Source organism: Rhodoblastus sp. 17X3, assembly GCF_030056575.1.
In the GTDB taxonomy this organism is placed as follows: domain Bacteria; phylum Pseudomonadota; class Alphaproteobacteria; order Rhizobiales; family Beijerinckiaceae; genus Rhodoblastus.
Genome location: NZ_JASHHX010000003.1, coordinates 123,893 through 147,336, shown reverse-complemented (window position 1 = coordinate 147,336; position 23,444 = coordinate 123,893). Strand labels below are relative to the sequence as shown.

General features: G+C 61.2%; 30 protein-coding genes and 1 pseudogene. 5 read left to right on the top strand and 26 right to left on the bottom strand.

Translation table 11 applies throughout. The features are described 5' to 3' along the window. Position 1: 1 nt before the first annotated feature. From nosZ to QM467_RS04930, 3 genes are all read right to left on the bottom strand, one after another. A complete protein-coding gene (gene nosZ / locus QM467_RS04940; protein WP_283365194.1) occupies positions 2-1,930 on the bottom strand; it encodes a TAT-dependent nitrous-oxide reductase in 1,929 nt (642 codons plus the stop codon). Between the two features lie 69 nt (positions 1,931-1,999). After that, a complete protein-coding gene (locus tag QM467_RS04935; RefSeq protein WP_283365193.1) occupies positions 2,000-4,222 on the bottom strand; it encodes a NosR/NirI family protein in 2,223 nt (740 codons plus the stop codon). 134 nt (positions 4,223-4,356) lie between these two features. After that, positions 4,357-4,728 carry a c-type cytochrome gene (locus QM467_RS04930; RefSeq protein WP_283365192.1) on the bottom strand — a complete coding sequence of 124 codons (372 nt, stop codon included), beginning with the start codon at positions 4,726-4,728 and terminating at the stop codon, positions 4,357-4,359. A 225-nt stretch (positions 4,729-4,953) separates the two neighbouring features. On the opposite strand from QM467_RS04930, the gene QM467_RS04925 reads away from it, so the two are divergent. Together QM467_RS04925 and QM467_RS19880 are read left to right on the top strand one after the other, a co-directional pair. After that, positions 4,954-5,217: a hypothetical protein gene (locus tag QM467_RS04925; RefSeq protein WP_283365191.1), complete on the top strand. Its 264-nt coding sequence runs from the start codon at positions 4,954-4,956 to the stop codon at positions 5,215-5,217. Continuing rightward, complete coding sequence (locus QM467_RS19880) at positions 5,214-5,420, top strand: hypothetical protein (protein ID WP_446737731.1); 207 nt, start codon at positions 5,214-5,216, stop codon at positions 5,418-5,420. The genes QM467_RS04925 and QM467_RS19880 overlap by 4 nt, the downstream gene beginning before the upstream one ends. 245 nt (positions 5,421-5,665) lie before the next feature. Here QM467_RS19880 and QM467_RS04920 read toward each other — a convergent pair whose 3' ends face one another. The 3 genes from QM467_RS04920 to hemN form a co-directional block, all read right to left on the bottom strand. Then, complete coding sequence (locus QM467_RS04920) at positions 5,666-6,031, bottom strand: DUF488 domain-containing protein (RefSeq protein WP_283365190.1); 366 nt, start codon at positions 6,029-6,031, stop codon at positions 5,666-5,668. 45 nt (positions 6,032-6,076) lie between these two features. After that, positions 6,077-6,427 (bottom strand): carboxymuconolactone decarboxylase family protein, encoded by a 351-nt coding sequence (locus QM467_RS04915; protein WP_283365189.1) that lies wholly within the window; start codon positions 6,425-6,427, stop codon positions 6,077-6,079. Between the two features lie 67 nt (positions 6,428-6,494). Next, entirely contained in the window at positions 6,495-7,847 is a 1,353-nt protein-coding gene (hemN, locus tag QM467_RS04910) for an oxygen-independent coproporphyrinogen III oxidase (RefSeq protein ID WP_446737730.1), read from the bottom strand. Between the two features lie 240 nt (positions 7,848-8,087). Here hemN and fdxA point away from each other — a divergent pair, with 240 nt between their 5' ends. Both fdxA and QM467_RS04900 read left to right on the top strand, forming a co-directional pair. Next, positions 8,088-8,426: a ferredoxin FdxA gene (fdxA, locus tag QM467_RS04905; RefSeq protein WP_283365187.1), complete on the top strand. Its 339-nt coding sequence runs from the start codon at positions 8,088-8,090 to the stop codon at positions 8,424-8,426. 234 nt (positions 8,427-8,660) lie between these two features. Continuing rightward, positions 8,661-9,086: an Rrf2 family transcriptional regulator gene (locus QM467_RS04900; protein ID WP_283365323.1), complete on the top strand. Its 426-nt coding sequence runs from the start codon at positions 8,661-8,663 to the stop codon at positions 9,084-9,086. A 238-nt stretch (positions 9,087-9,324) separates the two neighbouring features. Here the strand turns inward: QM467_RS04900 and QM467_RS19875 are convergent. After that, positions 9,325-9,513, bottom strand: a pseudogene (locus QM467_RS19875) (DUF6538 domain-containing protein); the annotation flags it as partial. 872 nt (positions 9,514-10,385) lie between these two features. On the opposite strand from QM467_RS19875, the gene QM467_RS04895 reads away from it, so the two are divergent. Next, complete coding sequence (locus QM467_RS04895; RefSeq protein ID WP_283365186.1) at positions 10,386-10,643, top strand: hypothetical protein; 258 nt, start codon at positions 10,386-10,388, stop codon at positions 10,641-10,643. Between the two features lie 48 nt (positions 10,644-10,691). Here the strand turns inward: QM467_RS04895 and QM467_RS04890 are convergent, their stop codons facing one another. From QM467_RS04890 to QM467_RS04800, 19 genes are all read right to left on the bottom strand, one after another. Beyond that, a complete protein-coding gene (locus tag QM467_RS04890; protein WP_283365185.1) occupies positions 10,692-11,237 on the bottom strand; it encodes a deoxynucleotide monophosphate kinase in 546 nt (181 codons plus the stop codon). A gap of 52 nt (positions 11,238-11,289) precedes the next feature. Continuing rightward, complete coding sequence (locus QM467_RS04885; RefSeq protein ID WP_283365184.1) at positions 11,290-11,517, bottom strand: hypothetical protein; 228 nt, start codon at positions 11,515-11,517, stop codon at positions 11,290-11,292. Further along, on the bottom strand, positions 11,514-12,854 hold the full coding sequence (locus QM467_RS04880) for a metallophosphoesterase (RefSeq protein ID WP_283365183.1): 1,341 nt from the start codon (positions 12,852-12,854) through the stop codon (positions 11,514-11,516). The genes QM467_RS04885 and QM467_RS04880 overlap by 4 nt, the downstream gene beginning before the upstream one ends. Further along, positions 12,851-13,201, bottom strand: coding sequence for a hypothetical protein (locus QM467_RS04875; protein WP_283365182.1), 351 nt, complete (start codon positions 13,199-13,201; stop codon positions 12,851-12,853). The genes QM467_RS04880 and QM467_RS04875 overlap by 4 nt, the downstream gene beginning before the upstream one ends. A gap of 74 nt (positions 13,202-13,275) precedes the next feature. Continuing rightward, complete coding sequence (locus QM467_RS04870; protein ID WP_283365181.1) at positions 13,276-13,506, bottom strand: hypothetical protein; 231 nt, start codon at positions 13,504-13,506, stop codon at positions 13,276-13,278. After that, positions 13,503-13,775 carry an Rz1-like lysis system protein LysC gene (lysC, locus tag QM467_RS04865; protein ID WP_283365180.1) on the bottom strand — a complete coding sequence of 91 codons (273 nt, stop codon included), beginning with the start codon at positions 13,773-13,775 and terminating at the stop codon, positions 13,503-13,505. The genes QM467_RS04870 and lysC overlap by 4 nt, the downstream gene beginning before the upstream one ends. Next, complete coding sequence (locus QM467_RS04860) at positions 13,775-14,233, bottom strand: hypothetical protein (RefSeq protein ID WP_283365179.1); 459 nt, start codon at positions 14,231-14,233, stop codon at positions 13,775-13,777. The genes lysC and QM467_RS04860 overlap by 1 nt, the downstream gene beginning before the upstream one ends. A gap of 3 nt (positions 14,234-14,236) precedes the next feature. Then, positions 14,237-14,719 carry a lysozyme gene (locus QM467_RS04855; protein WP_283365178.1) on the bottom strand — a complete coding sequence of 161 codons (483 nt, stop codon included), beginning with the start codon at positions 14,717-14,719 and terminating at the stop codon, positions 14,237-14,239. After that, a complete protein-coding gene (locus QM467_RS04850) occupies positions 14,712-14,963 on the bottom strand; it encodes a DUF7940 domain-containing protein (RefSeq protein ID WP_283365177.1) in 252 nt (83 codons plus the stop codon). The genes QM467_RS04855 and QM467_RS04850 overlap by 8 nt, the downstream gene beginning before the upstream one ends. Before the next feature lie 12 nt (positions 14,964-14,975). Continuing rightward, entirely contained in the window at positions 14,976-15,200 is a 225-nt protein-coding gene (locus QM467_RS04845) for a hypothetical protein (protein WP_283365176.1), read from the bottom strand. Between the two features lie 84 nt (positions 15,201-15,284). Then, the gene (locus QM467_RS04840; protein ID WP_283365175.1) at positions 15,285-15,542 is read right to left on the bottom strand and encodes a hypothetical protein; all 258 of its coding nucleotides are present in this window, start codon (positions 15,540-15,542) and stop codon (positions 15,285-15,287) included. Between the two features lie 40 nt (positions 15,543-15,582). Beyond that, positions 15,583-15,966, bottom strand: a complete 384-nt coding sequence (locus QM467_RS04835; RefSeq protein WP_283365174.1) for a hypothetical protein — start codon at positions 15,964-15,966, stop codon at positions 15,583-15,585. A 6-nt stretch (positions 15,967-15,972) separates the two neighbouring features. After that, positions 15,973-16,866 carry a hypothetical protein gene (locus QM467_RS04830; protein WP_283365173.1) on the bottom strand — a complete coding sequence of 298 codons (894 nt, stop codon included), beginning with the start codon at positions 16,864-16,866 and terminating at the stop codon, positions 15,973-15,975. A gap of 3 nt (positions 16,867-16,869) precedes the next feature. Continuing rightward, complete coding sequence (locus tag QM467_RS04825) at positions 16,870-17,379, bottom strand: carboxypeptidase-like regulatory domain-containing protein (protein WP_283365172.1); 510 nt, start codon at positions 17,377-17,379, stop codon at positions 16,870-16,872. Next, positions 17,376-17,831, bottom strand: a complete 456-nt coding sequence (locus QM467_RS04820; protein WP_283365171.1) for a hypothetical protein — start codon at positions 17,829-17,831, stop codon at positions 17,376-17,378. The genes QM467_RS04825 and QM467_RS04820 overlap by 4 nt, the downstream gene beginning before the upstream one ends. A gap of 23 nt (positions 17,832-17,854) precedes the next feature. Beyond that, positions 17,855-18,286 (bottom strand): hypothetical protein, encoded by a 432-nt coding sequence (locus QM467_RS04815; RefSeq protein WP_283365170.1) that lies wholly within the window; start codon positions 18,284-18,286, stop codon positions 17,855-17,857. A gap of 40 nt (positions 18,287-18,326) precedes the next feature. Beyond that, a complete protein-coding gene (locus QM467_RS04810) occupies positions 18,327-19,205 on the bottom strand; it encodes a phage tail fiber protein (protein ID WP_283365169.1) in 879 nt (292 codons plus the stop codon). Between the two features lie 79 nt (positions 19,206-19,284). After that, the gene (locus QM467_RS04805) at positions 19,285-19,653 is read right to left on the bottom strand and encodes a hypothetical protein (protein WP_283365168.1); all 369 of its coding nucleotides are present in this window, start codon (positions 19,651-19,653) and stop codon (positions 19,285-19,287) included. A gap of 7 nt (positions 19,654-19,660) precedes the next feature. Next, on the bottom strand, positions 19,661-23,443 hold the full coding sequence (locus QM467_RS04800) for a phage tail protein (RefSeq protein WP_283365167.1): 3,783 nt from the start codon (positions 23,441-23,443) through the stop codon (positions 19,661-19,663). Position 23,444 lies beyond the last annotated feature (1 nt).

Below are 23,444 nucleotides of genomic sequence, written 5' to 3'. Positions count from 1 at the left end.
ATCAGCCCTGCTTCGGATGAACCAGCATTCGCCCGGACATTTCCATATGCAGAGCATGGCAGAACCACTGACAATACCACCAATGCACGCCGGGACGGTCCGCTTTGAACGTCACCGAGGCCGTCATTTGCGGGCTGACCTCCATCGCGATCCCGTAGCGCACGATGGTGAAGCCATGCGTCAGATTTTCGATGTCGTCCATATTGGTCAGGAAGACCGTGACCTCGTCGCCCTCGTTCACGTCGAATTTGTCGAGACTGTATTTCGGCGCATTGGAGTGCATGTAGACGCGAACCTTGTTGCCGTCACGAATGACGTTCGCCGCCTCTTCGAGCTTGACGCCGTCCTTTTCGGCCCATTTGCGCGCGTCCGCGAACATCGGATCGTCACGCTTGTAGATGGAGATCGGATTGATTTTCGAACGATGGACGATGCAAAGGTCGTGCGGCTCCGCGAAGGCTGGCCCATCATGAACGATCTTCATTTCATCGCCGGAAATGTCGATGAGCTGGTCATTGTTCGGCTTCAGGGGGCCGACGTTCAGGAACCGGTCCTTCGAGAATTTATTCAGCGACAGAAGCCATTTGCCATCGGCTTCCTTCGTCTCGCCCATCGAGGTGTGATTATGGCCCGGCTGATAATGCACGTCCATTTTCTGGACGATTGGATCGACCTTCTGGCCCGCAAAAGCCTTTTTCGCCTTGTCGATGTTCCATTTCACCATCTGACTGTCGATGAACAGCGTCGTATAGGCGTTGCCGTTGCCGTCGAAAGCGGTGTGCAACGGCCCAAGGCCCAGTTCCGGCTCAGCGACAATGACATCGCGCTCCTTGATCTTGCCATCGAACAGATCATCGAGCTTGCGCACGTCGATCACGCTGACGGTCGGCGAAAGCTTGCCGTTGATGACCACATGGATGCCGTCAGGCGCCGTATTGACGCCATGCGGCGAATTGGGGATCGGAATGTAGCGGGTATATTTCGAGCCATGCCGTCCGTCGACGATCTTGACGCCATTGGTGGTCTTGAAATCGCCGTCCTTGATCGCCTGTTCGATGCGCTTGATGTTGAAAACGACGGCCCAGGCTTGCTCATGGTTGGTCATCTCCTCCAGGGTCGTGCCCTTGGTCGGATTGTAGCAACTTGAGAACGCATACTTCCCCTGATAGTCGCAGTCGGTATTGTCGAGATTGCCATCGACCAGCACCTGCCAGGCGATTTCCATCTTGTCGCCATCGATTGCCGTAAACACCGACCAGTAGTTCTTCGGATCGTCGAGGATGGCGCCATCGTTGGGAATTGGGATGATGTGTTCGCTATTGGCGAAGACATAGCCCGTGCGAGGATATTTCTGCGGACGCAAGCCGTGGATATCGGAAGCGTTGGGAACTTCAATGATCTTGTCGGTCTTGAAAATATCCAACCTGATGCGCGCCACCTGACAATTCGCCTTGTCGTTCACGAACAAATAGCGCCCGTCGTAGGTTCCGTCAGTAAAGGAGACGTGCGGGTGGTGCAGGTCGCCATTATGGTAGACGCCTTCTCGCGTCTCCAGGAACTTCTTGGTGGCCGGCGTCAGCCCTTCCGTCAGGATCTTCCGGCTTTCATTGGTGATGCCCCACCCCGTCGCGCTGTCGCGATTGAAGACGGGGATGCGCACCAGTTCGCGCATCGACGGCATGCCGAAGACACGCACTTCGCCGGTCTGCCCCGAACTGCCGAAGCCGTAATATTCGTCGAGATCGCCAGGCTTGACCTCGGCGCTCTGTGACTCGCCTTTGGCCGCTCGCGCCTCCTGCACGAAGTTCAGATAAGCGCCGCCTCCCGACAATGCGGCGGCGCCGGCCACTGCCGTTCCTCCCAGCAGGCCGCGACGGCTGACGCTCGTCTTGGGCGCCTCGTCCTTCGGATCGTTATGCTGTTCGGTCATGATTTCCTCCCTGGGTATCGGTTCTGCGAGAACCAAATTGAAAAAGCGTCGCGGCGACTGCCGTGTCGCTCACGACGGCGCCCTCTGGTCGGCGCCTTGCGCCGAGACTTTCGGTTTTGGTGGAAGAGAAGCATGCGGAACGCCCGCGCCTGATGAGGCCGAATGCCTTTCGCGCTTGAGACGACGCTGGATCATCACCGGGCATTTCTGGTCGTGGTGATAAAGCATCTGGCAATGCAGGCATTGGATGCATTCGTTGGGATTGATGTGCCCTTCCGGATGGATCGCCTGGACGGGACATTCGTTGCCGCATCTTTGGCAGGGGTTGCCGCATTCCCGATAGCGGCGGAGCCAGTCGAACAGGCGCAGACGCGCCGGAATGGCGAGCGCCGCGCCCATTGGGCAGACGTATCGGCAGAAGGCGCGCTCGACGAAAAGGCTCGATGCGACCATTGCTCCCGCGTAGAGCACAAACGGCCATTGGCGGGCGAACTTCAGGATGATCGCGGTCTTGAAAGGCTCAACTTCCGACATGCGTTCGGCAAGCCCGAGATCGCTCAGCGAAATGCCGAACAGCACCAGGAAGATGATGTATTTGAGGGCCGTGAGCCTTTGGTGGACTCCAAAGGAAATTTTCAGCTGCGGAATGTTCAGCCGGCGCGCAATTCGATTGGTCAGTTCCTGCAAGGCGCCGAACGGGCATAGCCAGCCACAATAAGCGCCACGGTTCCAGAACAGCAGTGAGGCGGCAGCCGCGAACCACAAGATGAAGATCAACGGGGCCATCAAGAAATAGTCCCAGCGAAAATCGGTCCGCAGTGCGCTCAGAAAGGCAAGGACGTTGACGATGGACAGTTGCGCCTGCGCAATCCATCCGATCCAGACCAAAGTGAACACCAGAAAGCCCAGGCGAAGGCGGTCATAGAACACCGGGCGCCGCACGAGCCAATCCTGGAAGAAAAAGATCAGCGTGAGCAAGACGAGCGCCCCGACCAGCACGCTGATCTGGCCGGTCTTGGCTCTCCACATGGCGTGCCACATCGGCGGTTCGGATGATTGCGCGCCTGTCGCTGCGGATGGCGCCGGCGGGTTGGCCGCGGCGGCGGCCGGAGGGGGAGGCACGGGCTTGAGATAAGCTTCCGGCAGCTGATAATTCACATCGAAAGTCAGGAACGCCTTGTCCCGGGACCCATAGGCGCGCTGCGCCAGCAATTGGAGCCGCCATGGCTGCGCGGGGTCGAGCGTCGTTCCCGGCGGCACGCGGAAAAGATCGACATCGCGGAAATTGGGGGCGCCGACGGCATGAACATCGCCGATCCGCGTGTGGTCGCGATCCCGGAAGCGGATGCTGCTGTCGCCCTGCAAAACCTCGAAACGATCGAATATACCGCCGCGCACATAGCCGGAGCCCTTGAAGGAATAGGCGCCGTTCGACGCGACCAGGATCGCCTGCTGGCCCGGCGCGAGCGTCTTTTGCAATGACGCAAAGCCGTCCGCGCCGAGCAGGCTCTTTCCGATCGCGGGAATGGAAACGGGTGCGACATACAGATCAATGAAGGACGTCGCCGGATCGGCGTCCTCGGGGTGTTCGACGCCATTTTCGTTGCCGATGCGTCGGAATGCTTCCGTGACATCTCCCACGGACAGGCTCAACCTGCGCACCGCGCCCTCGCTCACGAGCGCATTCCAGTCGGCGGGAGCCGCATGTGACGGATCCAGTTCGCGAACCGCTGCAACGGCTCCAACCGGGCCGCCCATGCCTTCCGCATTCGCTACCTTGATTGCCGCCCGCACCATGCTTTCAGCGATCACAGCGACGGTCACTGTCGCGCCGCTGACAATATCCACGGCCGGGCGATCCGACGGCGCCGAAGAGCTGATGGCCAGCACGTCCCGACCGACGTAACCGCGAATGAAGGTTTCGATACGCTCCAGAGGAATGCCAATCAGCACGATCGGCTCGTGATGCGCCATCAGCCGCGCGCCGGAAATCTTTCCATCCGTCGACAAGCCTTGGAGGATTTGGATCGGCTGGCCAGAATAGCCGGTCGAGTTGACCCAATCCGCATTGACGAAAGCGTAGCCGAGCAGCTTGTCGCCCGCGAAGATTTTCGCGGTCGGCGGGCTACCCTGAACTGGTCCATAACGATCCGCGCCCGGTACGAGTTCGCCCGCGGAAACCTGACCGATAAACTGTTGAAGTTGACTGTCGAGAGCGAAACATGGACCCGCCGCCGCCAGCCACGACAGCACGCCCAGAACTGCTCCGAAGAGCCTTGCGATTGTCAGCACGGTCCATTCCGCCTAATCGATGCCACACGCGCGAAGACACCCCTCGCGCACAGGATGCGCGCGTGAACTCGCGTGACAGTCCCCGAATGAAATGACGGTCGCGCGCGTCGAGCGCACGCGACCGGTTTCGCGGGTTATTTAAGAGTCGCGAGATAAGCGATTACATTCGCGCGATCGTCCGGATTGGGAAGACCGGCGAACGCCATCTTGTTGCCAGGGATCGCCGCTTTGGGATCGGTCAGATATGCGGTCAGCGTCGCCTCGTCCCAGGTCTTGTTGGCGGCCTTCATCGCATCGGAATAATTGTACCCGGCGACTGTCGCCGAAGGACGGCCGACGACGCCGAACAACGACGGACCCAGCCCGTTTTTGCCTGCGACCGCCGTGTGGCACACTGCACATTTGCTGAACACTTTTTTTCCCGCGTCAGCATCGCCGGCTGCCCGCGCGGCAGTGGCGAGGCCGAGACTAGCGAAGGTGACGGCGGCGGCGATGACGAGCTTCATTTCCATGGCTTCCCTGTTGTTATAGCGGCCAAATCGTCGCTTCAATCGGCCCTCGGCAAAAGAGCGCAGCCGCGACGGCTGTCGCGCGACCGACCGTGATTTCGCTCCGTTTTAGACGCTATGGCAAGCGCGCCGCGGGGGCGGACGCAGCGAAATTCTCGTGTTTTTTGCGCTGGAACAAACAAATAATCCGACGGTTGATTTCTGTGGAAATGGAGTTGATCTATGCGATACAGCGAAAGGCAATCGACGCAATCTGACTTGATAAAGATCAATCGAAAATTGCAGGACGATTTTCCGAATTCGAGCCGAGGAAACGAGTCGAACGATGCGGCAAGAAGAAAGGAGGGAGCTCGAAAACCACAAGTTTTTCTTGGCTGGCGCCCGCAAGCCGTGGAGCTTTTGCTCGGCGCCGCGTTCCTGCAAAAATTTCCGGCCCATCTTGAACTGGCCGGGGAAGGAGGCCGCGGGATTTCCTCCATGTCGTGACGAACGGATCGGTCAAGATCTTCGCGACCCATGCTGAACGAGAGACGACACTTGAAATTGTAAGGCCGCCAAACACGTTCATCGTCGCGAGCGTCGTACTCAAGCACATTTATCTCAAATCGGCGCGCATTCTCGAACCAGCCAAAATCTTGACGATTCCGGCCATCTTGATCCGAAAGGCCATGGTTCACCAAGCCGTATGAGAAGAATGTCCTTGCGGCCTATATGGGGCCGGGCCGTAAGGCGAAATATAATGTCGTGAGCATTGGCGTCGAAATTGAAATCCGCGAACCCGACGCTTTGGAACGGCTCGCCAGGTTCAACCCTCTTGTCGACGATCCGGGCGCGTGAGAATGAGGCGCGGCCGCGCGCACAAAACGGGGGATCGTTTTGCGCCAAGCGTAAATTCTAAGGGTTCATTCCGGTTGTCTGTCTGCGTGCATGCCGCTCACGCCTTGAATCCGTTGGTGAGAACGTCGCGAAGGACGACGGCCTGGTTATGACATTCGTCGCGGGCGGCAAAGACCAGAGTCAAACTGCCCCGACGCGCAATGGCCCGAAGTTCGTCCAGTAGCGCCGTTTTGCCTGCGAGTTCAGACTGATATCGACGCCGGAACTCGTCCCAACGGCCGGGATCGTGACCGAACCATTGACGAAGCTTCGTGCTCGGCGCCAGCTCTTTGAGCCAAAGATCGATGGCGACGTCCGATTTGAGCACGCCACGTGGCCAGAGGCGGTCCACAAGAACACGGACGCCGTCGTCGCGGGACGGCGTCACGTAGGCGCGCTTCAGGCGGATATCCAGACGCGACACAACCCCCTCCCCGCGAGCCTCCGGCACGGGCGCGCCGGCGTCCGGTCATATGCTGGCGCCTGAACTTTCTACTTCATCCATGGCGCTCAACGAGATGGCGGAATGCGCATAGGCGCCCCCCGCCCGCATTTCCGCCGCAACCCAGATGGCCTCCATGAGTTCCTGCTGAGTCGCCCCATGGCGGAGCGCCGCTTTGGTATGCCCTTTGATGCAATAGGGGCATTGCGTGACGTGCGCCACCGCGACCGCGATCAACTGCTTGAGCTTTGCCGGAAGCGCGCCATCAGCGAAGACCTGCCGGCTAAAGGCCTGAAAGGCCTTCTCGGTGTCGGGGGCGAGAGCCCGCCGCTTATGGGAGAGCTCTCGCGATATCGGCGGGTAAAGGGATTCTGGCATTTTCGACACTCCTTGTCGCTGCGGCCTCGAAATGGAGCCGCCTATCGGCCATTGGCGCGCTCACAATTCAAACCGCCTGGCTGCCGGTTCGCGCATTTGCGCTTAGATAAGCATCGAAAGCCGACGCGACCGTCCGAACAAGAAAACGTGAATTCTCCGCGATCCGAACCAAATCGCCGTCGATGTGAACGATGCCGTCGGCGACCAGCGCCTGAAGCCGCGGCGCGGATTTCTTGATCGGCTCGGGACTCCTCTGATGAAGAGCGCCAACTCGCGCAAGGTCGACCTCGAAATCACACATCAGTCGCTCGATCAGATCTGCGCGCAACCGATCGTCCGCCGTCAGCTGGTATCCCTTCGCCCCCGGGAGTTCTCCGCCGAGCACGCGCTCAGCATGACGTCCCAGGACAATTTCATTTTGCACATAGCCTTGCGGGAAGCGGCTGATGGCCGACGCGCCGAAACCGATCAGAACATCCGCCGGATCGGTGGTGTAGCCTTGAAAGTTTCGATGGAGGAGCCCGGCGGATTGCGCTCGCGCCAGGCTGTCGCCCGGCAAAGCGAAATGATCTAGGCCAATTCGCTCATATCCGGCGGCGACCAGCGCTTGCGCGATCGCCTCGGCCTGTTCGAGCCGCTCAGCGGTGTCGGGAAGGGCCGCCTCGTCGATCTTTCGCTGATGTTTCTTGAAAGTCGGGACGTGGGCGTAACCGAATACCGCAAATCGATCTGGCCGCAGGTCCACACATCTTGCGACGGTTTCGACGCAAGATCGGATTGTTTGGTGGGGAAGCCCGTAGATCAGATCGAAATTGACGCCCCCCACGCCGGCGGCGCGCAGGCCAGCCGTCGCCATTGCCGTCTGCTCTATGCTCTGAAGACGGTTGATCGCTTTCTGCACAATCGGGTCGAAGCTTTGGACGCCAAGACTCGCGCGATTGACGCCGGCTCTACCCAGCGCGGCGGTCATGGCGCTGGTCAACCTTCTGGGATCAATTTCGACAGCGATTTCGGCGCTCGCATCGACGAGGAACTTTTCGCGCAGCAGGTCGATAAGGCCGCTGAATTCCTCGGGGGCCATGATGGTCGGCGTTCCTCCGCCGAAATGCACGTGCCGCACATCAAGCCTGGGCGAAATTCTCGTCGTAACCAACTCTATTTCCCGGCGCAGCACGGCCAGGTAATCAGCGATGGGAGCGTCACGCTGGGCAATCGTCGTGTGACAACCGCAATACCAACACATGGATCGGCAGAATGGAACATGCAGGTACAGTGAAGCCGTCGCGGTTTTTTCGATCGACGAAAGCCAGTCGCCGTGGAGCGCGGTGGTGACAGCGCCAGTGAAGTTTGGCGCGGTGGGATAGCTTGTGTAGCGCGGCAGCCGTTCCTCGCGGTAATGCTCGCTCAATCCCGTTTTCAAATCTAATCCCTCCCGCATTTGCGAGGCCGGTCACTCTGGATCGTCGAGAGCGCGCAGGTTCGCCAATAGCCGAGCGCACACTAGATCCAGCGCCCTCGTCCATCTTTGCGACGCGTCAATCAAACAAGCATTTAAAATATTGCTTTTTGCAGAGATGGATTTAACATGCATTTATAATGCCTGATAACCCGTCTGCGAGGCAGCCGAAGAGACCGCCGACGGCGCTGCGAAGGATCCGAAATGACCCATGTCGTGACCGATAATTGCATCAAGTGCAAATATATGGACTGCGTCGAGGTGTGCCCCGTCGACTGCTTCTACGTGGGCGAAAACATGCTCGTGATTCATCCGGATGAATGTATCGACTGCGGCGTCTGCGTTCCTGAATGTCCGGCTGAAGCGATCTTTCCGGATACCGACCCCATGGCGGAAGGTGGCTGGCTCGACCTGAATCGGAAATTTTCCGAACAATGGCCAAATGTCCTGGCCAAGGGCGAACCACCCGCCGACGCTGACGGTTGGAACGGAATTCTGAATAAATTCGCGCAATATTTCAGCGAAAAGCCAGGTGCGGACTGACGCGGAAAGCAGGCCGCCGGTCGGTGGAATCCTGCGCTTTGGCCGCCGGAAGCGAACTTTTTCCCATACTGGGCCCCAATGTTATTTCGTTACAGGTCGATAGCTCCGCCGCCCTTCATTTCAGGCGGAGCCGAAGCGCTCAAAAATTGAATAAGATGCAAATCCAATATATGTTTTGCAGGAAAATGATTGCCGCCGCCCGGGCTTGCGGGCCATGACTGCGGGAGGGCAGGAATGAGGCTTACGAATTTTTCCGATTACGCCTTGCGACTATTGATGTTTGCCGCCGCCCAGAACCGACAGGTCACCATCGAAGAGGTCGCCGAGGTATTCGATATTTCGCGGAATCATCTCATGAAGATTGCGACCGTATTGACCCGGTCAGGCTATCTAAAAGCCATTCGCGGAAGATCGGGCGGATTGATCCTGGGAAAACTTCCGGAGAAGATCCGCCTCGGCGACGTCGTCCGCACGACCGAGCCGGACTTCGCTCTCGTCGAATGTCTTTCGTCCAGCGATCACTGCGTCATTACTCGCCGCTGTTGTCTCAAGGGCGTTATCCACGAGGCGCTCGACGCATTTTCGGCGACGCTCGATCGCTACACACTCGCCGACGTCATGCTCCGGCCAGGTGATTTTGGCGTCGCACCCGCGGCATAGCCGAGTTGAATCGAAAGCGGCGCGACATGATCCTCGCTTTCTGTTCAATGTGCGCCATGACGACCGCGACCGCCGGGGCGATCGCCGGTCCCCGCCTCTTATTTACAACCCGTCGGCGTCTACGATGTCGGCGACCAGATCGCGCGGCGCCCCATCAACCTCCCACACGCGTTCGAACCGGCCGCGGCTCAACGGCATGCCGAGTGAATAGCCCCCCGATTCATAGACGCCTTCTTCCCTAAATTTGAGGCAAGGCGGCCATATGGTCCTTGGCCCGAAACATTTGCTCGACCTCGAACGCAACGATCCGAGCCTTCCGGATGGCTTCACGATAATCAGACGTTCGAAGAGATCGGCTCACGAATTCCCGTCCGACCGCGCCAACAAATTCGCGTGGCGCCCTCATTCGAAATTGCCACACCGTTGCCCGGAGCCGTAGTCGGGTTGCGCGATGTTTTCCACGATATGCGACAGGCTTGTGTCACAGTCGGCGCGGCTGTTTCCGCCACGGTTACAATCACTTATGGCCGATTCAGCGGCCACAGCGTGCGACACCGTTGTGCGACAGCCTGGCCCGACTGTTGCTGAAAGTGTTTTTAAATCAGTGTGTTGAAGAAAAATGGTGGGAGAGGTAGCGCCACCATATTTTAAATAAATCAAATAGTTATAGCGAAGTGGGTCACAAGTCAGTTGACGTAATTTATCAATGGCTTAGGCCGGGCGCTGACCCACCTTTCCGGCTATCTTTGACGACATGCCATATGAACAGCCCCTTCGCATCCGCCAGGTCGCCGAGGCCTTCGTCATCGAGGACCCCGGCGGCATGCGGCTGGCCTATGTATATTATGACGATCGACGCGACGGATCGCGGATCAGGACGCTGCCTATGAAAGCCGAGGCGATGGAAATAGCCCAGAGGATCGCACGCGCGCTGACTTTTCCACAACCTTCACACAATGGCTAATTGACGATTCGAATGAATGATTTCTGCCGGCGCAAGGGGGTAATGGCGTTGTACACGTTATCCCCAAAATAGTTGTAAAACCGTGACTTATCTAAAAATTGATCGACTTAGATCAACGAATCGCGTCCCCTGCATTCGTCGATGCACATCCCCGTGATCGATGCACGAAAAAAGGGTGGCCAGATGAAATGGCACACCCCTTCTCGTGGTCACTGAAACGCTGTCTCGATTGCTCGAAGAACATCGCAAACAATGCCGCCTAGACAACGGAACATTGGCATGTGGTGCGTCTTAGGGCAAGCGGAACCGCCTGATTTCTCGAAGGGAAATCATCCATGCCAGCCAGCAAGAATCAAATGGAGCTGACGCACATTAACCCGTTGCGGCGGCGCCGGCGCGCGCCTAACTGTTCGGCAAAATTGACCGCCGAATTGGCGTCAAAAGTGAAGACCATGGTGCTTGAGATGGGAATGGCGCAGCACACGGCGGCTGCCAAGCTCAATCTCAACCCCGGTCGGGTCAACGAGGTCGTCCACGGGAATAGGTTCCAGGACGCACCGTTTGCACCAGTTCAGGACGTCATCGCTCTTTGACGGCTTGCGCCGACAAAATTTGGGGTCGCCTCTTTGGCGGCCCCTCCGTCATACTACATCCCGTCGCACCAGCCCATCCAGCGCCGCCCTGAATTCGTCTGGATCGCCGCTGTTCACGATTCGCGCGTCATAATGCAGCGCCTGGTTCTCGCTGGCGTGCGCCGCGCAAGCGGCCGAGGCCGGCGCGGCGGCGCGATCGATGCGGATCAGGACGCCCTTGCGCCTCCAGATCGCGGCGGCCTCATTGGCGAAGCGGACGTCGTCCACCACCACCGGCAGCCCTTGAAGCAGGTAATGCGCCGATGCGTGGGCCCAGGCGTTGATCCACAGTTCCGAACTGATCAGCTGGCGTCCCCACTCGGTGCCCAAAGCCTGCATGGCGTGGCGCGGCGTGCGGCCTCCGAGCAAGGCGCAGGCCTGCTCCTTCAGCTCACCGTCGACCTCAGCCTCGGTCAAACCGAGCGCCCGTAGCATCGCCTTGAGCGGGCCGGCGAACCGCACGCGCGAATAGCCATAATGGGATGCGAGATGATTGGCAGCGAAGGTCTTGCCCGCGCCGGCCGGCCCGCAAAAGCCGATCAGCCGCGGCCGCATCTTCCGCGCGTCCGCTAGCATGGCGTCAAAGTCGAAAGTATCGCCGCCCATATCACAAGGACCCCGCGACATCTTGCGGGGCGGCGACGGGCGCTGGCCGGCCCTTCGGGCGCTTCAGCTTCGCGATCGTGCGCAGCTGCGCCGCGACGCGTTCGATCGTATTGGCCGAGATATCGTCGAGCCGACCCGCGACCCTCAGGATGTCGCGCGCGGCCCGGTCCAGCACGCGGGCGGCGTCCTCGGCCGCGGCGGCGCGGACCAGATTTTCATGATCGATCATGCCTGCGCCCTGCCCTGATAGATCGAGCCTTCCTCGGGTCGCCCGAGGTAGATCTTCCAGCGCCGCGCCACGCCGCGCACCGGATGGAAGGTCAGGAACCATTGCGAGGCGGGATGAGACCGCATGCGGCCCTGCATCGAATATTCCGACGGACCCGGCACGGAACCGTTGCAGAAGCCATATTCCAGCTCGATCGGCGTGTGGAAATGGCCGGTGACGACATAGTCGATCACGGTCCCGATCGCGGCGTAATCCTGAATCACCCGCTGCATGCCGCGCGAGATGGTCGCGGCCGGGCCGACCATGCCCATGCCGCCGCGCGAGCCGATATTGTTGCCGTGGGTGAACAGCACATTCCAGCCGCAGATCGAGATCAGGGCGTCGCCGGAGAGCGGCGCGGAGAAGGACAGGCGCTTTTCGCCCTTGGCGCGATACCAGGACTCGATTTGCCAGGCGACGAGCGTGTCATAGGAATTGATCGCGTGGCCCTTGGCCTCCGGCTTCCGGGTCGTGCGGCCATGATTGCCCGGCAGCGCGACGACGCGGATTTCGCAGGAAAAGCTCTTGAGCAGCAGGTCGAGCCCGGAAATGAGCAGGCCGGACAATTCCCGCACCGCGGGAATCGAGAGCAGATCATTGGTTTTCGCCAGCTCGTCGTGGATCTCGCCGGTGATCAGATCGCCGAGCAGCACGACATAGATCACCGCCGGCGCCGGGCCCTCCCAGTGCGTCGTCCCGAGCTTGACGGCGGACTGGAACAGCCGCTCGAGCCGTCGCGCGGCGATGCTTCGATTGTAACTATTGCGGCCGCCCATCTGGTCGAGGTCGATCACCTCGCCCATATGGACGTCGGAGATCGGCAACACGATGGCCTCGCGGTGCTTGCCCTCCGGCGATTTGTCGGGCGCCCAGGCGAGAGGCGTCGGCGGCATCGCCGCCAGCTTGAACACGCCCTCGCGCAGGGCTGCCCCGGAAACCGCGGCGCGCTCGGCTGAGGCGCGCAGATTCTTTTCGCGCGTGAGCTGGTCGGCGATGCGGCGCAGCGTCAAGGGCTCGACCGGCGCTTCGGACGGCTTCTCGGGCGCGGGCGCCGGTTTCTGTGGCGGCGGCGGCGGCGACTTGTAGAGCGACCAGTCCGGCTTCAGGTCATAAAGCCGATCGGCGGTTGCGATGGAATCGCGCAGGCTTTGCGGGTCGACGCCGAGTTTTTCCGCCGCGACGCGAAAGGCGCCGGGCTTTCGGCTGCCGAGGCTGACGCCGGGCGGCGGCGCGCCGGCGCGCAAGGCGGCGTTGACCGCGGCGACGCGGCGGCGGGCTTCTTTTTTCGGGAGTTTCATGACTTTGCCCGCCCTTCGATGATGCGATCAAGGCGCTCGGCGATCCCTCGCAATGAAGCGTCGGACCGTTCGTCCTGCGCGTCCATCCGTTTCAGGATGCGGTTTTCCATCTGGTCGAGATGCTCGCGCGGCACGAATTTCTCGACCGCCGTGACCTTGTAGGCGGCGAGGTCGTCCGCGACGGCTTTCGCATCGGCCTTGGCCTCTTTCGCTTTTTCCGCGTTTTCTTCCGCGCTCCGCGTCTGGCGCCCATGCAAGTGGAATAGCCCTCCGACCGTAATCAGGAATGTCCCCCATCCGCCGATGGAACTCAGGTCCGCTATCGTCCAGCCGCCATCCGCCGCCATGATTCCATTCCTTCCGGCGGGACAGCCGCCCGCTCTTGCAGAAAAACCGGGGCGCATTGGCCCCGGCGTCAGTCTTATTCGTTCGGCCATTCCTCGATCTTCGGCCCATCGCTCCGGTCCAGAATAACCGGCCGGGGCGCCTCCCCCTGCGGGATGATCGCGCGTGGAATATCCAGCACATCGCCGCGCGCGATCAGGATCTGATCGATCGCCTCGTGCAACTGCGCCGCCTCGCGCGCGGAAACTGCGCTCAGCAGGCCGACCCGCTGCAGCACCGCCGAGAGCGTGTGAAAGCGCGCGCTCACTTGCCGCCTTCCCCTTCGATCAGCGCACCGATCGATCGAAGTTTCTGGCGGCAGTCGCGGCCCGCACGCTTGAGGTCGAGGACGTAAGTCGCCACCTGGCGATTGGTCGCGACCTTGGCCCCGTCCGGTTCAGGCAGGCAGGTCCGCAGGCTTTGCGGGATTGTATCGCGCAACATGGGCCGGGAGACTTGCGGCGGGGCGGTGAGAACCGCGGGCGAGCTGGCGCAGCCGGTCAGGGCCAGCGCGACGAGAAGGAGAAAAGCGCGCATTATTTCCCCCGGATGGCGTCGAGAATGACGGAATGCGCCGGGGCGTCCGGGCCGTCCGGCTTGGCGTCCGGCGGCGCGGCGTCGATCAGGGCTTGCGCGGCGGCGAGATCGGCGTCGCTCGCCGCCTTCTGCCGGGCGAGATCGTCAAGTTGGGCTTTCAGATTGGCGGCGTTGGCGGCGGCTTCGGCCCGCGCCTTCTGCTCGGCGGCGATTACGGCTTTTTCGTTTTCGTCGTTGATCGCGGCGATCTGCCGATCGTATTTTGCCTGCCATCCAGCGTCAGCGTTATGATAGCCCTCGGCATAGATCTGGCTGGCGAGCGCGGCGCAGAGGCAGGCCGCAACCGCGTAATGCTTAAGCGGGGAAGGCACATAGACCAAAGCCGCCACAGCCGTCGCCATGGCCAGGAGTGAAACAATCGTGCCCGCATGGCCGATCACGTCGAAAAGAGAGAGCATGGCTTAATCCTGGAGGCAGAGCGCGCGTTCTTTTTCGCGCCGGCGTGTGAGGCCCGGCATGACGAAGCCAGCAGCCCGGTTGAAATGCAGCAGCGCGTCGCAGCCGCCGCGGATGTCGCCCGCGTTAAGCCTGGCGACGACGGACGAACGGCAGACGCCGCCGACGCCGATGTTGTGCGCGAGGCTCAGGACAGCGACATATTGCCCATCTGTCAGCGTGACATGGATACAGCGTTCGATGCCGTCAGCTTCCTTGTCGAGATCGGCCAGTAAGATCGCTTTGCATTGCGCCACGCTTTCACGAACGCCGGGTTTTACATCCGGCCCCGTGTGCCCATAGCAATCGGTCCAAGGCGCGCCCCGCGTCGCCGGATCTGGATAGGCACTCTGTCGCAGCCCCTCGAACCCGCCGACGACCGAGACGGCCAGCGCCGCCGCGACGCCGCTCTTGTGCAGGCGGTTGCGTTTCTTCGGCGCGTCAGCCATTGGCGTCGGCCCCCGGCTGCTTGGTCAGCCGCGCGCCGACAATCGCCGCCGACATGATCGCGGAAACGGCGGCGAAGACCGGCGCCGGGATGACATCCTGAAACGAAGGCCATGCGGCATAGAGGCCGGACACGGTGCCCCAGAACAAGGCGACGCGGATCGACCACAGTCGTTTGAACGCGCTGCGCCAGTCGTCGATCATGCGGGCGTTGGCCGCAGCCAGAAGTTTCGTCAGCGCGAGCATGGGCGCCCCTTTTCAGTTTCGGATGGCGGAGAGGAGGATCCAGAGCGCGCCGCCAAAGAGCGCCGCGAGCAGGCCGCCTGAACGGGCGAAGGACGAGCGCACGAACTCCAGCGCGAGGCCGCCGAGGGCCTCAAGCGCGAGCATCAGGACCGTGAAGATGATCCCGGCGCCGCAGGTCAGGGCGATCAGGAAGATGCCGAGGCCCTTGACGGCGACCAGGGCGGCTTTGCCGATCATGGCGCGAAGATCGCCCAGATGGTGCAGGCGGCGGCGAGACAGGCAAAGGCGGCGAGGCCTTGTTCGGGCGTGATATGCATGGGCTCAGACTTTGGCGTCGTCAGGCGTGACGCATTCCGCGACCTTGAAGGTCAGGTCCGGATGTTTCGTCGCCCATTCGGTCACGACGCCCATCAGCATCATGGCGCAGAGGCCGGTCTGCGCCGGCAGCCGGTCCTCGCTGAGACAGCGCGACGGTTCGTCCGTGTGGCAGGCGGTGATGCGGATTTTGCAATTGTGATCGCAGGGCGAGGCCCAGACTGGCGACGCGCAAAGGAGCAATGCGGCGAGCAAGACGCGCATGGAAGTCTTCCTGAATATTTTAGGAGAGGAGGCGGCCGGCTTAGGGGGCCGGCGTGGCGAGTATCTTGAGCGTTCCGGTCATGGCGTGCGCGGGCTTCGCGCCGGCTTCGATGATCACGGTCTCGTGGTAATAGCTGACAGAGAGCGCCGTGCCGGACGGCTGCTGCGCGCGCGTTTCTGTCCCCGTGAGCGGCGCGTCGACAAACCATTGGCCGGTCGAGGAATCCTGCCGCCAAGTCGCCGAGCTGTCGCCGGTTGACTTGGTCAACAGGATGTCGGCGCCGGTGGAATATTGGGTCTTGGCGACGCGATAGATCCCCGTCGCGCCGGTCGGATCGAAGGTCGATCCATCCGCGACCTCAATTGAAGTCGAGATAATGATCGCGTCGCCGGCCGGAACTTCTTCGTTCTGATTCTTGTTCATGAGCCGCTATTCCTTCGGTGGCAGGACGCCAGTCATCACTTTTATCCGGTCGATCACGCCCTCGATGGCGTTCGACCGCATTATGACGCCCGTGGCGGTCTTCGACCGTTCGATGACGCCGCGCAGGACAGCGACGCGGAGCACGGTCTTGTTGACGAGGGATGCAGACGCGGCGCCCGCCGATGCGCTAAAGGCCCGCGCCGCCGCGCCGATGCCTGCGACGCCAGACGAGAGCCCCTGCGCGACGGCCGAACCGAGCGCCGCGCCAAAAGTCGCGAGGCTTCCAGACGCCCTCGCGGCCGATTTCGCCTCGGCTCGCGCCGAAAGGTTGATCAGAACGACGCCGGACGACCACGCCATGGTTCTGACTGCGCCGCGGGCCGCGCCGGCCAGGCTGGCGAAGCCGTTTCCAATCGCGCGCCCTTGCGCCGCTGTCTTGCCGAGCGCAGAACCGGTGATCGCGAGCAGCCCGGAGGCGGACGTTCGCGAGAATGCGGCGGTCTTTGCCCCTGCCGAGACGAAAGCCGTTCCGGCCAGCCGCGCGGCCGCGCGGCTCGAACCAAGCGCCGAGGCGGCGATAGCGGCGCGCGCGGCGGCGGACGCCAAGGCGCTTGCTTTGGCCCGCCCGCTAGCGAAGGTTTGCAGGACGCCCGTCAGCCGCGCCAGAGTTGCCGCCCGCGCGGACGCCGCGCCAGAGATCGCGGCAAGCGGGGATGCCTGGCCCTTCGAAAGGGATTCAGTCGTCGCGCCGCCGAACACGGTTCCAAAGCCGATTGTCCTGGCTGAAGAGACAACGGCGGTTTTCGCCGCGCCGATGATGGTCGCAACGCCGGCCGTCGGGTCGCGCAACCGAATATTGGTTGCGGTCGCCTCACCCGTGCGGAGATAGACGTTAACCACGGATCAGACGCCGGTCAGCGTGTTAACAGTCGTGCCGGCTACGTCAGGGCTGCCCGGTTCGTAAGCCACGACGAAGCACGCGACGCCGTTCGGGTCGGAAAGCTGGTAATTGCCGCCCGCGTCCGACACCTGCGTATCGACCAGAAGCCCCGTCGCCGTGTTGAACAATTGCACCGTTGCGCCGGCCAATGGAGCGCCGGATGAATCGAGCGTCTGACCGATGACCTTCTTTTCCACATGGCCGCCGGTTGCGGGAAAGTTCCACTCCCAAACCTGGTGCATTCCCTCGATGACGTAAGGGCAAGGGGAATTGGCGTCGATCCCTCCGGTAAACGACGCGCGCGGCCAAAGCACGTCGCTAAACCGCAAATTTGCGGAGACTGGCGACGAATATCCTGGCGGCGAAACGCGATAGTCATTCGGCTGCAGTGAATCATCATTGCCGCCATAGCCTGGAGAGCCAAGAACAGGACATCGTGAAAAGAGCGAGGGAGGAAACAAAATCGCGCTCATCCATCGATCTCCATCGATACCGTGAATTGCTGAGGCGCCGTTGTGACGCCGCCGGCTATCACCCATAGACTCAAAGCTGAATTTTTCGCGATCTTGATGCCTTCTGGAAACAACAGTCTGGCGCTTGCGTTTTCGAGGTTGCTTCCGATCGTGAACCGTCTGAAAAAGGCAGCCGGCATTGTCGGGACGACTGACCAATTCGTGGCGATCGAGATGTTTGGCGCCGTTGCGGCGTCTTCTCCGATCATAGGAATTCCGCTGGGCAACGCCGCTCCAAGAGCGGAGGGCGTAGCCAGGCCGAAAGAGATGGCCGCGGTGCCGCTAGCAGCATCGATCTCAAGTTCAAGCATTTTAAGGATGGCGTAATCGGTCGCGCTTGTCCTGATGTCGAACAAGGGAACGGAATTATATTGGACGGATGCCGGTTTGAAGGTCGTATGGTATTTAGGCATGGAGACGCCCCTCCTGCGCTAAATCATTCGTCCAAAACTACCCACACGTCAGCCGCCGCCACTGCGGACAGGTTCCACAATACCAGAGACGTATTTTTCGGAACCATGATGCCACGCGGAAAAGTCCAGATGATGCCTGCGCCAATGGTCGCCGGGAGGCTCACGCGGCGGAAGAAAGCAGCCGGAACCGTGGGAGCGGTTCCCCATGCCAGCGCGGTCTGGGTGTTGCCCGCCGTGGTGTTGTTCTGGTCTTCCGCCAGCACCGTCACGGGCGAGGTCGGCGTAATGCCCTTGGCGGCGGGAACGCCGAGGCCGAAGGCCGAAGCGGTGGCCGCATTGATCGTGATGCCGACCTCGAGCAGGCGGAACCCAACGCCGGACGCCGCGATGATTTCGAGATTGGCGGCGCCGGTCGTAGTGACGGTGGTGCGATTGGCAAGCGAATAGATGGCCATGGGAAACGATCCTTATGGAATTCTGGTCAAACTGCGATCGTCACGCCGCGGTCATGATCAAATTGCCCGACGCGAAGGTGTAGACCGTATTGATCGGGATCGGCTGCTGGATCAGCTTGCGCACCATGCCGGAGCCGGTCGAAGAGGTATTGACCGCCGTGCTGGCGTTGGTGACGGTGAAGGTGTCGGTCGCCGGCGAAACCACGGCGAGAATGCCGGTGAGATTCGATTGCGAGAACGACGGCGCCGTGCCGCCATATTCTGTCGAGAACATCACGCTGTCGGCCGCCGCATAGCCATGCGCCTTGGCGGTGATGACGCCGGGCGAGGCGGAGGAGATTTCGGCCGGCAGCCACGAATAATTGCCGAGATAATCCCAATAGAGCAGGTTTCCGGAAGTCGCTGCATCATAGACGCCCCAGGCGATGACAGTGCCCCAGGACGCGGTCGATTGCGGGAAGGAGATGGCCGAACCCGACGCGATCTGCGACGGCGCGGAGCCGGTTGCGGTCGAATAAGCCGAAAACAGGATGACGTCGGTTCCGCCGACGCCGGCGCCGGTGGCGTTGGCCGACATGACGACCGTCGTGCCAGTCACCGAAAGCACCGTCGTCCCGGCCGGGATCACCGACGAGGCGGTCTTGTCATAGATCGTCATGCCCGCCACGATCCACGCCGGCGTCGAGGCGAAATGCAGCGTGGCGTTGCCGGCGGCGGTGGCGCCATTGGTGGTGGCCTGGCCGGAGATCTGGGCGCGGGCGTAGGCGCCGCCGGAGACTTCGGTAAAGCCGGTGTTGGCGTCGGTCCCGACGGCGGTGAACAGCGCGAGATAAGTGCCGCCAGTCAGGTCGGGAGGCGCGCCCGCTCCCGCGAGATAGTTCAGATCGTTTTTGGCGGTGTAGTCGGATTTTCCAGTCATAGAGACGGCTCCCTGAAGGGCGTGGAATTTTGCGATGCGAGGAAAAATGGCGCGGCTTGCGGCTGCCGATCAGAGGGGGTCAGAACGCGTAGAGCCCATTGGCCGTGCCGTCCGCGTAGAACAGCTTGATCGTTCCGGCGGCGATCGTGAACGAGGCGGTCCCGATCTTGAAGCTGAACGATTGCGTGTTGGCGGCAGCCGACTGCACCGCGATCAGGCGCTTGGACGCCACGCCCGTCACGGTGCGCCCGGCTGTCGTCGCTCCGGTGACGGAGACGACCTGCGCGCCGGTCCATTGCGCCGCCGTCAAGGTCACATTGCCGGCAGAAACATCGACGCTGGCGAGTTCGCTGATCGCCGCGTCATATTGGCCAAGCGCGCTGTTGATCGCGCCTTCCTTGTCGGTCATCGACGAGACGACCGGCGTGATTCCGATATTATTCGACATGTCGGCCTCAGAGGGTGATGGTCGCCGTCGCCTTGAACCCGCGTCCGACGATCGCCGACTTCTGGTAGACGTTGAACGACAGTTGAGACCCCGCCGTCAGCATCGATCCGAAATCCGCAACGATATTGGCGTTCGTGTAGGTGTAGGACACGGCGCTTTGCGACGGCGTCGGCGAAGGCGTCCAATCGGTGATGGTGCGAAGCACCGACATTCCCGCCGCATTCAAAATTTCGACGTCATATTTCTCAGCCGCCTCGGAAAGCGGCACGGTTCCCGTGCCCGCGACGATACCGAGATCAAGGCGATCACGGCGGTTCCATCCGAGGTGAATATCGGAGCCGGAAACCGCGGCCGTCAGATGGGCCGGCGCCAGCGGTTGCTCAGCGCGGCCATATTCAGTGTAAGTCGAGACCGCCGTCACATCGGAGAGCGTTTGTCCGGCGCCGAGCGCCTTGAGATAGATCGTGTGATTATATGCCGCCAACGGGATCGACGCCGCCAGCAGACCGGCGCCGTTAAGCAGGACGAAATCATCGCCGACCGCGTGCGTCCCGGTCATCGGCTCGGAACCTTTCAGCCCGCGCACCAGCCCGGTGATCGCGAAGGAGCCATCGCTGTTTTGCGCGATCGTGGTGAAGGAAATGATCTCCCATCGGCCTGGCGCTCCGATCGCCGCCAGATTGCCGCCGGAGAACGCCGCCTGCCGCGTGATATTCGACAGCGCGGTCGGATCGCCGCAGATGAAGGAGACATTCAGAACGCTTGTCGCGTCGAAGCGATAAGGATCGGCGTCCGGCAACGCCGAGAGGCACGCGCCGATCGTCGGCTTGAGGCTGGCGCCATTGGCCAATGTGAAAGTCACGTTGTCGGTCGAATAATAAAGCGAACCGCCAGGCCATGAATAAACCGGCCGCGTCGGCCACAGCACGAAATAGGTGCGTAATGCGGCTTGCGCCAGATCGTCGCCGACGAACAGCAGCGGGCAGTCGATCACGATCGCCCGCGCGGTGTAATCGATCGTCGAGATGAATGGCGGCGGCAAGGACGGGGTGTCGACCGGGATTGTCAGGCCTTCATCGGTCCAGAGATTGGCGAGCGTAACCGCTATTGATAAGTCGGCGCCAATGGTGGTCGACGTCACCTTGCCCTTGAAATCGAAATCGATGAAGGCGAGGTCGACGACGTCATTGGGATCGAGCACCAGCCATTTGCGCGTGAGAACAAGGCTCTGCGAAACCGATTGCGACCATGCCCGATAAAGCGCCTTCGCGGCGTAGCCCGCGGCCTGCGATCCCGACAGGATCAGCGGCAGCTGCACCGAGGAAATCCCGACCGATTCCGTCGAGCGGATCGGAAAGGCCGGACGCTTCGCCGATTGGGTCGAATACTGGTAGTCGCGCTGGGCGTCGATATAGTTGATCTGGAACGCATAAGGCACTTCGAGCTGCGAGGCGCGGCTCAGGGTGACGCCGGCAAAGGCCGTGGACGTGACCGACCGATTGTTCTGGACGATGCCAAGCGAGCCCGCGCCACCGGCCACATTGGCCTGCTGGTCGATGATGTCGCCATTGGCGATGGTGGCGTTTATGACCAGCGACGGCCCGGTGACGACGCGCTTGCAGACGAGATTGGTCGGCGTCTGGACGATGTCGAAGCCGGTCCCGGCGCTGACGCTCGACAGGAAAGAGCGAAAATCCGACGCGTCATACAGGATCGCGCCGACGACCGTATCGTCGATGTTTTCGCACACAATGTCTGTCGGGCTGTAGCCACAGATCATCGAGGCGTCCTTGATGATCTCCTGAAGCGCTATTCCGCTCGAGCCCGACGCCGCGCCGGCGAAGGGAAGATAAACCGGGCCTTGCAGATAGCCCCTGGCGGCGTCCCCTCCATAATCGCTATAGAGGGTATTGTCGGCATCGATGAACGCCCAGTCCCAATAAGTGCCGCTTGTATTCTGGATAACACGCATTTCTCCGGACTGATTGCCAATCGTCAGGATGTTGTGACTTGACGATGCTTGCGCGGCATAATAATCGCACCGCAAATTGTCATATAAGCCATTGCCGAACGGCGAATTTGCGATCATCCCGCACGGGCTGGAGAAATCAGTAAAACTCGACGGAAGCGCAGCGCTCCATCTGATCGATCCGGAGACGGCGTTGATCTTGTCGGCGTAATGCTGGCTGCCGCTCGTGCCGTAGATCAGCATGATCTCGTTGCGCGCGCCGTCATACATCATCGACACTGGCGCGTCAGAGGTCGCGCGCAGATAGATTATGTTGACCTGACACCCAACGCCATTTGGCAAGAACGTGACGCGCCAGACGCGAATTGCGCCATCGTCGCAATAATTGGCGATGAAAATATCGCAGCCGCCGCGGTAGGACGCCCCGCGAACCACTTTCGGGCCGCCGTAATTGGCGACACCTGCGCCTTGCCAGCCGTTCGTCGGCCATTCGGGCAACGAACTGATCACGATCGCCGGAGACGATGAAAGCGCTTTGGCGACCGGATCGAAAATGCCGGCGACGATCACCGGGCTGAACAGCGACCAGACATAAATGGTTTGATTTCCCGCCGTATCATAAGCGATGTGGTGCGACGCGCACATCAATCCGTCGCCGTTCACATTGTTGTTCAATTGCGGATATTGCCTGGCGTCCAGAACGGTCCCGACGCTGTCCCTGACGGTCAATTCCGCCTGGTAGCCGAGGCCGCTGGCGTAAAAGCTGGTCGTCAGCACGAAGCCATTGAACGCCGAGCAAATGTCGAAACTCTGATAACCGCCATTGACGCAGAGGTTGCGTGAAATGATCGACTTGGCGTCAAGCGACCACGCCGTCAGATATTTCGGCGCAGTCCCTCCTGAGCCAGTGCTCGAAAGCGTCGTGTAAAGCGTCCTCGACGACCAGTCGATCTGAAGGCCGTAAAGGCCATAGGTGTTTTCGAGATCGCCGACGCCGGAGAATTGTTTTAACGTCCCGACCTCGCCAGACCTTCCTTCCAGGATCTCGGCGGTGATCGTCGGCACTTTCTGGCCGTAGACATCGACCTGCAAAGCTTCGATGACGCAATAGATCAGACCGCGATAGGCCGGGCAATAAATGCCCTTGTCCGCCTGCATCACCGGATCCGGCAATTGATCTTCCGACCCGTCGTAAAGCCTGAAGCTCCCGCTCCCGGCCAGCCAGCCGATCTCGATATCGTAGATCAGCGTGCCATCGGCCCAAAGTTTCGAGATATATTGCGACGGGACCGATCCCGTGCTGCTGAGAATGGTCGTCGTGCTGGTCGCCGAGCCGGACGGCGACGCGAAGGGATCGTCCGGGCTGACGCCGCCGACGAGAATTTTCGTCCGATAGGCGGTCTGCGCCGCGCTGGCCCCGGGGCGGCCGAAGGCCACGGCGAAAGTGGCGTAGGTCCGGTAGATGATCTGCGACACCGAATCGCCATTGTAGAATTTTCCGGCGACCCCGCTCGGACCATCGGGGTTGATGGTGACGATCGTGTCCCATTCGCCCTTGGCGTCGGTGAAAACCGACGTCGTCGATTGAATCAGCGGCTTGGCCCAGATGACCGCGCCCACGATCCGGCGCGCGCCAAAACTCACCGGGATGACGGTCCCGTAAGTATTGGCCGAGACCGACGCGTCCTGCAGCAGCTTGCCATAGACGACCGGATTGGACTGCGCGTCGCCGGCCGGGTTCCAGCCCTTGCCCGTGACGGTCGGCGTGATCGTCTGCCGGCCGAACAGCGCGCCATTGAGAAAAAAGCCGTCGGTCGTCACG